We start from the raw sequence: 245 nt of genomic DNA, 5'->3' as shown, positions 1-245 counted from the left end.
ACCGACATAGCGGCCAGGGGTCAGCACATGGCCGTGCTCGGCAATCTCGGAAAGCCGAACGCTGCGGCAGAAGCCCGGCACGTCCTCATAGGGTTGCGCCGTCTCACCATCGGTTTTCCAGGCGTGGAAGGTATCGGCAATCTTGGCGATGGCCGCCTCATCCAGTTCACATTGCACCCGGCTCACCATGGTGCCGAGCTTGCGGGCGTCGATAAACAGCACCTCGCCGGGGCGGCGGGTCTTGC

1 protein-coding gene is annotated in these 245 nt (G+C 64.1%); it reads right to left on the bottom strand.

The window, feature by feature from the left end; genetic code table 11:
* A partial coding sequence (locus B4920_RS27475) for an N-6 DNA methylase (RefSeq protein WP_145954655.1) occupies window positions 1-245 on the bottom strand: 245 nt, incomplete at both ends.

It is taken from the genome of Zoogloea sp. LCSB751, from assembly GCF_002028455.1.
Taxonomy (GTDB): Bacteria; Pseudomonadota; Gammaproteobacteria; order Burkholderiales; family Rhodocyclaceae; genus Zoogloea.
Note: the sequence above shows the minus strand (reverse complement) of the source record. Positions and strands in the feature narration are given on the sequence as shown.